The sequence below is a fragment of the Asticcacaulis sp. YBE204 genome, assembly GCF_000495855.1.
In the GTDB taxonomy this organism is placed as follows: Bacteria; Pseudomonadota; Alphaproteobacteria; order Caulobacterales; family Caulobacteraceae; genus Asticcacaulis.
The window spans coordinates 256,519-267,535 of the sequence record NZ_AWGF01000003.1; the positions used below are offsets into that span (position 1 = coordinate 256,519).

Sequence of the window (11,017 nt, forward strand, 5' to 3'; positions counted from 1 at the left end):
ACCGCGCGATTGCAAGAGGTAAAATGGTCATTGCCACACGTCGGGATTGTCGTATAGCTTTGAATATACTCGGCTCGGCCGAGGCGTTCGGGGGGGTATCGATGGGGAAGCTGATTTTTCTGAAAGGCGTAGCCACCGCCGTGGTGGCGATGGGGGCGACCGGTGCGCCGTTAGCGTGGTCCGACGAGACGATCCACTATGGCCCCGTCGAAGCCTGGGTAACGCCGGTGCCGCCGCTGAAGGCACCGCCGCCGAAGCCGGATGCGTCGGACGTCCCTCTGCGCATCGTCCTGCTCAACAGCCAGCTCAGTCTGGATGACGACGCCAATCGCTACTATTCGGAAATCGTGGTGCAGATCCAGACCCCGGCGGGTCTCGATGCCGGGCAAAAGGCGGTCGTCTGGAACCCGCAAACCCAGACGGTGACCATCAACAAATTGCAGATTCAGCGCGACGGCGAGGTCATCGACCTTCTGGCCAAGGGCCAGACCTTCACCATCCTGCGCCGGGAAAACAATCTGGAAACCTCGATGCTGGACGGGGTGCTGACCGGGGTCCTGCAACCCGAAGACGTCCGGGTCGGCGACATCATCAGCTACGCCTTCACCGTGTGCGAGAACGATCCCATCCTCAAGGGGAACGCCGAGGCGCTGCTCTACAACGCCATGCCCCTGACCGCCGAGCGGCTCTATATGCGGGCGGAATGGCCGAAGACGAAACCCGTCCGCTATCGCGTCAGCAGCGACTTCGCCGACGCCAAGGTGGCTTTGCGCAAGGATCGTCAAAGCGTGGTGATCGACCGGACGGACGCCGTGGTCCCCAAGGCGCCGAAATTCGCCCCGCTACGCTACCGGCAATTCTCTCAACTGCATTTGTCGCAATTCGCCGACTGGGCCGCCGTATCGGGTCTGATGGCCCCCCATTACGGCCACGACCTGCCGCCCGCCTCGCCGCTCAATGCCGAGGTCGAAAAACTGCGCAAGCTGCCGGACCAGAAGGCTCAGGCCATGGCGGCGCTCCGTCTGGTGCAGGATCAGGTGCGCTACGTCTTCATCGGGCTCAATCAGGGCAGCTATATTCCCGCCACGCCCGACGAAACCTGGGCGCGGCGCTTCGGCGACTGCAAGGGCAAGACCGTTCTGCTGCTGGCCCTGCTCAAAGGGCTCGGTATCGAGGCGGAGGCCGTGCTGGTGTCTACCGTCGCCGGGGATGGCCTCAACGAGCGCCTGCCGGGGATCGGTATGTTCAATCACGTGCTGGTGCGCGCCACGATCGACGGCAAGACCTACTGGATGGACGGTACGCGTTCCGGCGACCGGGCGCTCGATCGCCTGCCGGTGCCGGACGTGTCGTGGGGCCTGCCGGTAAAGGCGTCAGGCGCCGACCTGATCCGCATCGAGGTGCCGCCGCCGACCCTGCCCCTGTGGGACTACAGCCTCACCATCGACGCCACGAAGGGCCTTGATATCCCCGCCCCGACCGAAGGCGAAATCGTTCTGCGCGGCGACACTGCCATCGCCATCCGGCAAAGCGCGGGCGCGATGATGCCGTCCGAACGCGACAAGGTGCTGCGTAAATACTGGAAGGACGAATACGACTTCATCGAACCCACGACGGTCAGCCTCACCTTCGACGAAACCACGGGCGATGCGCATCTCAGGATGACCGGCAAGGCGAAGATGGCGTGGCGCTATACCAGCAAGCTCGGCGCGCGGCGCTACGAGACCGACGGTTATAGCCTGGGCTGGACCTCCGATCTGGCGCGCGACGACGGCCCGAACAAGGACGCGCCGATCGCGCTCGACTACCCCCTTTACAACCGCCACAGCGAAACGATCCGCCTGCCCTATGACGGCGAAGGCTTCACGCTGGACGGCGAAAATGTCGACACCACCCTGAGCGCGCGCCATTTCAGACGTCAGGTCAAGCTGGACAAGGGCGTCTTTACGATGGAGGCCTCGACCCGCGCCCTGCAACCCGAAATCGCCCTCGCCGAAGCCGAGACCAATGCCCCGGCGATCAAGGCCCTGAGCGACAAGGACGTCTATTTGGTCGCGCCGCAAAAATATACCGCGACCGAAGCCGAGATGGCCGCCCTGCGCGCCACTACGCCGAAGACCGCGCAGGAATATCTGCAACGCGGCCGGAAACTGCTCAGCGGCGGCGGGCATTACGACGATGCCCTCGCCGATTTCAACGCCGGCCTGAAGCTCGACCCCAAGTCGGGTGCCCTGCTCACCAACCGCGGTCTGGTGCTGTTCTCTCTCAAGCGCTTCGATGAAGCCCAGGCCGATTTCGAACAGGCCCTGACGCTCAATGCCCACGATTGGCAGGCCATGCGCGGCATGGCCTATATCTACTGGCAGCGCAAGCAGTACCGTCAGGCCAGCGACCTCCTCCTCAGGATCAGCGAGGCCATACCGGGCGATACCGAGATTCTGGGGATGCTGGCCGCCACCTATGCCGGGGACGGTCAGCAGGATAAGGCGATCGAGATCTTCCGGAAGATCACGACTCTGGAGGCTGACAACCCGAAGGCCTATCTCAGCCTCGCCCATGCTCTCCTCGATTGCGGCCCGGTCAAGGGCGAGGCCTGCGACGCCCGCCGCGCCGAAGCGGTCGAGGCCTATGACCGGGCCATCGCCCTGAAGCCGACGGCCAGTCTCTATGCCAAACGTCAGGCGGCACGACCCAAAAGCGCGCGTCAGGCCCGCTTCGACGATATGGACAAGGCGCTGGCGCTGGAACCCACCTCCGCGACCCTGATCCGGACGAAAATAAAGCTTCATATCGAATATGAAGACTATGCACCCGCCCTCGATCTGATCAACGGGCTGATCGAGGCGGCACCGAAGGACCTGAGGAACTACGAGCTGCGCGTCGATATCCATAAGGGCATGAAGCGTGACGATCTGGCCGCTGCCGACATCGATGCCATCAAGGCGTTGGACACCGACAAGGCCATGCTGTTCAACACTGCCTGCTGGCTGAGGGCGACGCGTAATTTCGAACTGGACAAGGCGAAGGCTGACTGTACTCAGGCCCTGAAACTTTCCCCCGATGAGGCGTCGTACATGGATTCCAGCGCCTTCGTCGAACTGCGGCTGGGGAACCATGCCGCCGCGATCAAGCTTTACGACACCGCCCTGAAGGCCGAGCCGGATCAGGCCGAATCCCTTTTTGGGCGCGGCATAGCGAAGATTCGGCTGGGGCAGACCGCGGACGGTCAGAAAGATATCGAGGCCGCCCGCGTCATCGATGACGAAATCGAGACGACCTTCAAGGGCTATGGCGTCACGCCCTAACTTATAGGGCCTTTACAGCAGATCGCGTGTCCGCTGTTTTGGCCTTATGGCTGACGGGCGTAGTCTCCACTGAACGCCAAAGGAGTTCAGCCATGTCAGACTATCAATCTTCCCACACCGCGCCGGGTCAGCCGATCAAGGGCGCGCGCAACGCCGCCGAATGGAGCGGCCTGATCCTGTCCGGTCTGGCCACCGCCGGGTTCGGGATTTATGTCGTCTATTTGTTTGCCGGGATGTTCGGCGGCTGAGGCCTATACCGGGCGCGCGCCACTGATGGCCGCATAGAGGTCCGTGCGGCGGTCGCGGAAGAAACCCCACGCCGCGCGGTGCGTATTGAGGTAGTCGAGGTCGAACGAGGCCACCAGTACACCCTCTTCGTCGCGGCCGAATTCCGCCACCTTGTCGCCGCGGTTATTGGCGATGAAGCTGTGGCCGTAGAAGCTCTGCCCCGCCCCGCTTTGCGGCGAGATCAGGCTTTCGGTGCCTATGCGGTTCGACGCCACGACCGGGATGACATTGGCCACCGCGTGGCCCTGCATGACGCGCTGCCACGGCGCGGCGGTGTCGAGTTCCGCATCGTGCGGCTCGGAGCCGATGGCCGTCGGATAAAACAGCACCTCGGCCCCCAGCAGCGCCATGGCGCGCGCGGCTTCGGGGTACCACTGATCCCAGCAGATGCCGACGCCGACCTTGGCGAATTTGGTATTCCATACCTTGAAACCCGTATCGCCGGGACGGAAATAGTATTTTTCCTGATAGCCCGGACCGTCGGGGATATGACTCTTGCGATAAACGCCCAGAAACTCACCACCTGCGTCGATCATGACCAGACTGTTGAAATAGTGCGGGCCTTCCTTCTCGTAGATCGAGGTCGGGATGACGACGTTCAGTTCCGTCGCCAGTTTCTGCATGGCCAGTACGCACGGATGGGTGCGCCATTCAAACGCCGTGGCGAACCACTTTTCTTCCTGAGACACGCAGAAATACTCGCCCTGAAACAGCTCCGACGGCAGGATGATCTGCGCGCCCTTGGCCGCGGCTTCGCGGACCAGCTTTTCGGTCCTGGCAATGTTCTCGGCCATATCGGGGCCATAGGCGGTTTGCAGCGCCGCCACGGAAACGGTACGGGTCATGGGATCACCTGTGTAGAAGGAACGCCGGTCAGGCCTTGATATGGGGGACTTGCTGGCTGATGCAATGGAACGAACCGCCGCCGGTCAGGATGGCGTTCGACGACAGGCCGAAGACCTGCCGCTCGGCGAACAGGGTTTGCAGGGCCTCGACGGCCATCTGACCCGGCTTGTCGTTATAGATCGGCACCACGACGCAGTCATTGGCGATCAGAAAGTTCATGTGCGAGGCCGGGATGACCTCGCCGTCTTCATCGACCGTCTTGCCCGGTGACGGGATGCGCACGACCTGCAAGGCGACGCCGCGCGCGTCGGTCTGCTGGCTGAGGAATTTCGCCACGCTGTTGTACAGTTCGGCATTGGGGTCGTCGGCACCATAGGCGACCGGACAGACCACCACCCCCGGCGCCACGAAGCGCGCCAGATTGTCGATATGACCGTCGGTATGGTCATTGAGCAGGCCGTCATCCAGCCAGATGACCTTACGCGCACCGAGGCTGTCCTCCAGCGCGCGTTCGGCGATCGACTGCGTCCAGTCGGGGTTGCGATTGGGATTGAGCAGGCACTGACGCGTGGTGATGATCGTGCCGAAACCGTCGTGCTCCAGCGAGCCGCCTTCCAGCACGAAGTCTTCGCTTTCCGGCGTAAATCCGTCGTGGGCCGCGACCTGAGCGGCGACCTTGTCGTCGTATTTGAGGTGGTACTTGCCGCCCCAGCCGTTGTTCAGAAAGGCGACCGGCAGGGTGTCGTGACGATCGCGCGCGTCTTCGGCGCTGACATAGATCGGACCGGTGTCGCGAAACCAGATGTCGCCGAACTGCCCGTCGACGATCTCGATGCGTTTGACGTCCGACAGCAGCGATTCCGCGGCTTCACGCGCCGCCTGCCCCATGACCATCAGCTTGACGTGTTCGTCGCCCGCCTCGGCCAGCACGCGGGCCAGCGCCGCGACCTCGGCCTGCGCCTCGATCAGGTCGTCCTGCCACAGGTTCTCATGGCTGGGGAAGCCGATCCACATGGCCTTGTGCGGCTCCCATTCGGCGGGGACCAGACGGGAAACTTGCGGATCTTGGCTCATGCCTTACCCCGGAAAAGTTGAGACCTATTCATCGCGGGTCTTTTACACAGCGTCAACCGCTTTGGCCATGCCTGTTAACGACGGCCAACAAAAAAGCGGCCCTCCGTTGCCGGAGAGCCGCCGTTTTTATTCGTCAGTAAGTTCAGATTAGAACTTGGCGCGGAGCGACAAGACGAAGGTTTGCGGCGCGCCCACGTTCATGAACGGGAAGGTGCCGGACTTCGTGCCGAACGCGTCGACGTAAGGCAGGGCGTTGTTCTGCGACGAGAACGAACCCAGATACTTCTGGTCGAACAGGTTGATGGCGTTCAGCTGCACATAGGTGCCTTCCTTGAGGAACGGCAGGTCGTAACGCAGCGAACCGTTCCACACGAAGTAGTGCGGGGCAACGTCGTCGTTGATGTCCGTGGTGAAACGGTCACCGACGTACTTGCCGCTCAGGTTCATCGCCAAGGCCGAAGTGATCTGGTAGTCCAGACCGACGGTCCACATCCACTTCGGCATTTCAACCAGTTGCTTGCCAGCAGTCGGCAGCAAGCGGACGACACCGGTGGTCGACTTGCCGAAGGCCAGATCGCTTTGAACTTCCGTGTCGGTGTAGGTCAGACCGGCGTTCAGAACCAGAGTTTCAACCGGGGTATAGGCTGCCGAGGCTTCAAAGCCGCTACGCTTCACGTTGCCGATGTTGCGGTCGAAGAAGGTAGCCGTTTCGAAGTCGTAGGACGACACGATACGGTCCTTGTCTTCAGCCGTAAAGACGGTGGCGGTGGCGTTGAAGGTCGGCTTGCGGAAGCGGTAACCGAGTTCCAGGGTTTGGCTGGTTTCCGGCTTCGGGTTGGCGACGACCATCGAATTGGCCTTGTAAAGGGCCTGATTCGTGGTGGTCGCGAAGTTGGACTTGTTCAGACCATCGACCGAATTGTCGAGCACGACCGCGTAGTAGCTGTCGGTACGCGGCGAAGACATCGATTCCGAGTAGCTGGCGAAAATCTGGCTGTTGTTTTCGAAGGTCCAGGTCGCACCGATGTTCGGCATGGTCTTAGAGAACGAGACCGTGCGCTGGAACGGCGCGAAGTAGACTGCGGTCGTGCTGGCACCTTCCAGAGTAACAACCTTGGCACCGTCGGCGAGGGTAACCGAGTTTTCAACCTTCTGCGTGGTGCAGTACGGCGTCGAGGAACCCGTGCCATAGATCGGCGAATAGCAGTATTGGTTCAGCTCACGTTCCATCTTCTGATGGCGCAGAGCAGCCGAGACGAACAGCTTTTCGTCGAAGAAGCGACCGCGGTATTCCAGCGAGACGACGTCGACATTGGCGTAGGACTGACGGTCGCGACGGCGCATATGCGAACCATCCAGCGTCTTGATACGCAGCTCTTCTTTTTTCTTGCCGCCGAACGGATCGATCGGCGAGTTGTTGGCGTCGAGCTTGACCATTTCACCGGTCTGGCGGTGGTTGGCGCGGTCAAACGACAGGCCGAGACGCAGAGTTTGTGTGTCGGTGAACTTGTAGATGGCCGAGGTGTTCAGGCTATAACGGTAGGTATTGGTGATGTTGGCCTGATAGACGCGCGGCGCTTGGTTGGTGGTGGCGGTATTGCTGGTGTTGGTGTCCAGCTTGTCGCCGTCGCCGTTCAGGTCGAGGCCGCAGGCCGCCGTCAGGGAGGCGGTACCGCAGAGACGGGCGTCCTGTTCAGACAGGCGCGTCACCGAACCCCCGGTGGCCAGAACGTACTGGAAGGTCGGATCGACCGTCAGGGTCAGCTTGTCGGACAGCACCCACTTCGACTGGCCGCGGATGCTGCCGGTGTCGGACGGGTTGATGTTGAAACCTTCGATGCTGTTGTAGTCGTAACCGCAGTTCGGCGCGACATTGGTGCCTTCGCAGTTGATCTGCGGCTTGGACGGACCGAACATCGAGTAGTTGCGGTTGACGTTCCACTGAGCGGCAAGGCTCATGAACGAGCCGTCGTCACCGATGTCCTGATACAGACGAGCGTTATACTGATACTTCTTCAGTTCAGCGTTCAGGTTCGGCGACAGAACCGGCTCACGCGTCCAGGTGTCGTAGCTCTGGTTCGTGGCAGCGAGGAACAGTTTCGTGCCGAAGGGGCCGAACTTGCCGGTGTCGAAACGCACGAACAGGTTTTTGAAGTTATCCGAGCCGCCCGACAGCTTCACGACGCCGCCCATGGTGTCTTCGGGCTTGCAGGTCGAGTAGTTGATCGTACCGCCGGTCGCAGAAGCGGTCATCGAGTCGGCGTCCGTCGCGCCGGTCTGAACCGAGGCCGAGCAGATCAGTTCAGGTTCCATCTGCTGGTTGGTGTAGATCGCGTAGTTACCCGAGTCGTTCAGCTGAACGCCGTCGAAGGTCAGCGAGATACGCGAGTTGTCGAGGCCGCGCATCACGATGTTGCCGCCCGACGAACCGAAGGCGTCGTTATTGGTGAAGTTGAAGCCCGGAATGACATTCAGGGTCTCGGCGATCGTCTGACCGGCCGAACCTTGCGAAATCGTGGCCTGATCGACGGTCGACTTTTGCTTGACGCCGCTTTCGCGCTTCAGCTGGCCGACGGTCTTGGCGCCGCGAACGACGACCTCCGTAACCTGTTCCACTTCCTGCGTGGCGGTGGACTGCGCCATAGCGCCCGAAGCCATCAGCAGGCCCGTCAGGGCCGTACCGGCCAAAATCCAGGACTTGTTCATCTTCATAGCGGAGTATCCCCTCTCCATGAGTACACTTAAAAAGAAACGGTGTGCCGTCGGCGGCGGATCCGCCGGGCCCGGTTTCAAGACAACCTTCACAAAACGATCTGGTGAATTTTAACCTTTAGCCGCTTTCGCGCCGTTTTTTGAGCCAAAAGTGCAAAGGTTTGATGACAATTGTGACAAGGGAGACAATATGCGTTCATTTTGTCACAGAATCCGCCCCTTTTCCCTCGCGAAGCCGTCACAGTCAGAAATCATTCGTGTTTGCGTTCCGTTCACAGGCGTGGCATTCACCCTGTGCGCCCTCGTGACGGCCAAAGTGCCGTAGCGTAAGGCGATACCGCAACGCAACAACCGCCCCCCTTTTCACAGCCCGCCGAGCGATCATGACATCCTCTTCCGCTTCCGCCCTCGCCCCGTCGGGCACGCCCCTGTCCGCCCCGGCACGCTATGTTCTGTGGGGGCTAGGTCTGCTGCTTCTGCTCCGGGTGGCGCTGCTGTTCACCACCTATACCAATCTCTACCCCGACGAGGCGCAGTACTGGCTGTGGTCGCGCGAACTCGATTTCGGCTATTATTCCAAGCCGCCGATGATCGCGTGGCTGATCCATATCTCGACCCTGTTCGGGGACCGTGAGCCTTTCGTGCGGCTGTTCGCGCCCTTTCTGCATCTGGGGGCGCCCCTGTTCCTGTGGGGGGCCGGAAAGAAGCTGTTCGATGAGCGTACGGGCCTGACGGCGGCGGTGATCTACAGCCTCATGCCCGGTGTCGTTCTGTCGTCGGCCATCATCTCGACCGACGCCGCCCTGATGTTCTTCCTCGCAGCAACCCTTTATTTCTACAGCCTTTTTCTAACCACAGAGGTTGAGCGCGACCGGACACGCGCCGTGTTGGGCATGGGGCTGGCCTTCGGCTGCGCGGCGCTGAGCAAATATGCCTGCGTCTATTTTCTGATCGGGGCGGTCGCCCATGCCGTGTTCGCACCCTCGGTGCGGAAACTGTGGTCCTGGCGGCGCTTGGCCGTGTTCCTCGGTGCCTTCATCTTGTTGCTGTCGCCGAACCTGTACTGGAACGCGACGCATGGCTTCCAGACCGTGTCGCATACGGCGGACAATGCCAACTGGCACTGGGGCAAGCTGTTCAATCCGCTGTCACTGCTCAAGTTCTGGCGCGATCAGTTCGGCGTCTTCGGGCCGGTTCCGTTCGCGTGCCTGATCCTGGCGCTGTTCGGCCTGTTCTGGCGAGGGGCCCCCGTATTGCGACGCGATATTCCGGCGCCCGTGCGCACGGCTCTGATCGGCGTGGCGTGCCTCACCGCCCCGCCGCTGGTCTTCGTCAGCATCCAGGCTTTCCTGTCCCGCGCCAACGCCAACTGGGCCGCCTCGGCCTATGTTCCGGCCAGTTTGCTAGTGGCTGCCCTTGTCTGGCATGGATTCAGCGTGGCCCTGAAGTCACACCCCCTCGCCCGCTGGGTGGTCATTCTGGGCGCCACATTTCAGGTCGTCGTCATGACGGTGTTCATGGTCGGCGTCGTCTCGCCAGACCTGTCGCGCGCGCTCGGCCTCGGCAATACGGTCAAGCGCGCCCGCGCCTGGGACACGACCACGCAGGCCGTGATTACCGCCGCTCAGGCCGGTCCGCCGCCGTCGGCCATCGCCGTCGACAACCGCAATGTCTATAATGCGGTGGCCTATTACGGCCGCGACTGGTTCACCGCCCATCCGGAAACGCCGCTCAAGGCCTGGGTGCGCGAAGCCCATCCGAAATCACAAGCCGAGACCGAGACCCCGCTCACCGAAAGCGTTGGGCAAAACGTGCTGATCCTGTCCTATGTCGATGGCTTCCTGCCCGACATCCGCCACGACTTCGCCAGCACCGGCCCCAACGAGTCGCTGAAAATCGCCATCGACCACAAGCGCACCCGCGACTTCACCCTGCTCTACGGCTACGGGTTCAAGCGGGCACCGCGCGATCCGGTAACGGGGCATCCTGTCGGAGCCGGTATCGTTCAGGACGACGAAGCGGAATAGGCTTGAAGCCCGTTCCATCGGACTGAAAAGCCCGCCGCATGGCGGGCTTTTCTTTGTTCAAGGGGTTACCCCCATACCTTTCAGGCGTACCGCTATGGCTGGCGAAAGCCATGGTCGCGCTGCCGCCGCCTCCCGCAAGACCAGAAGCCTGATGCGGGTTCAAACTTTCGCCCCGAACCTGTTCGTAAGGCGAGCGTCGAACGGGTAAAAACCACCCCACCCTAAATGACGTCTGAGAGGCATAGCCATAACAAATCCTGACCCATCCCTCCTGCTGTGCGACGTGACCTAAACCGCCTTACAATCGACACTTTGGATGCAAAAAACCCGGCCTGCGTGAGCAGACCGGGTTCTTTTGGGTGTCGATATCGACGGCGTTGATTAGAACGCGATGTCGATGGTCGAACGACGGTTCAGAGGCTCTTTCACGCCGTCGCCGGTGGCGACTGCCGGAGCCGATTCACCCTTCCAGTCAACGGCCAGGATCGAACCCGACACGCCGAGGCCGGCGAGAGCATCAGCCACGGTCTTGGCGCGACGTTCCGACAGGCGGATGTTGTAAGCGGCCGAACCCGAGGTATCGGCGTGACCGACGACAACCACGCGGGTCGCGTTGCCTTCCTTGGCGTAATCAGCGGCCTGTTGAACGATCGCCTGAGCATCGGTCGTCAGGGTCGACTGATCGAATTCGAAGTACACGATAAATTCGCGGGCTTCGTACACCTTGATTGCCGGAGGCGGCGGCGGCGGCGGGGGAGGCGGCGG

The 11,017-nt window shown here is 61.6% G+C and carries 7 protein-coding genes; 3 read left to right on the forward strand and 4 right to left on the reverse strand.

What is annotated here, in order from left to right; all coding sequences use genetic code 11:
* Positions 1-101 precede the first annotated feature (101 nt).
* Both AEYBE204_RS27150 and AEYBE204_RS40255 read left to right on the forward strand, forming a co-directional pair.
* The gene (locus AEYBE204_RS27150) at positions 102-3,305 is read left to right on the forward strand and encodes a DUF3857 domain-containing protein (RefSeq protein ID WP_023461596.1); all 3,204 of its coding nucleotides are present in this window, start codon (positions 102-104) and stop codon (positions 3,303-3,305) included.
* Between the two features lie 92 nt (positions 3,306-3,397).
* Positions 3,398-3,553: a hypothetical protein gene (locus AEYBE204_RS40255; protein ID WP_023461597.1), complete on the forward strand. Its 156-nt coding sequence runs from the start codon at positions 3,398-3,400 to the stop codon at positions 3,551-3,553.
* Positions 3,554-3,556: 3 nt separating this feature from the next.
* On the opposite strand, the gene aguB is transcribed toward AEYBE204_RS40255, so the two are convergent.
* The 3 genes from aguB to AEYBE204_RS27165 form a co-directional block, all read right to left on the reverse strand.
* A complete protein-coding gene (gene aguB, locus AEYBE204_RS27155) occupies positions 3,557-4,438 on the reverse strand; it encodes an N-carbamoylputrescine amidase (protein ID WP_023461598.1) in 882 nt (293 codons plus the stop codon).
* Positions 4,439-4,466: 28 nt separating this feature from the next.
* Positions 4,467-5,513, reverse strand: a complete 1,047-nt coding sequence (locus AEYBE204_RS27160) for an agmatine deiminase family protein (RefSeq protein WP_023461599.1) — start codon at positions 5,511-5,513, stop codon at positions 4,467-4,469.
* A 147-nt stretch (positions 5,514-5,660) separates the two neighbouring features.
* Positions 5,661-8,219 (reverse strand): TonB-dependent receptor, encoded by a 2,559-nt coding sequence (locus tag AEYBE204_RS27165; RefSeq protein WP_162148395.1) that lies wholly within the window; start codon positions 8,217-8,219, stop codon positions 5,661-5,663.
* 389 nt (positions 8,220-8,608) lie between these two features.
* On the opposite strand from AEYBE204_RS27165, the gene AEYBE204_RS27170 reads away from it, so the two are divergent.
* On the forward strand, positions 8,609-10,252 hold the full coding sequence (locus tag AEYBE204_RS27170) for a glycosyltransferase family 39 protein (protein WP_023461601.1): 1,644 nt from the start codon (positions 8,609-8,611) through the stop codon (positions 10,250-10,252).
* 381 nt (positions 10,253-10,633) lie between these two features.
* Here the strand turns inward: AEYBE204_RS27170 and AEYBE204_RS27175 are convergent.
* A partial coding sequence (locus tag AEYBE204_RS27175) for an OmpA family protein (protein WP_023461602.1) occupies positions 10,634-11,017 on the reverse strand: 384 nt, incomplete at its 5' end.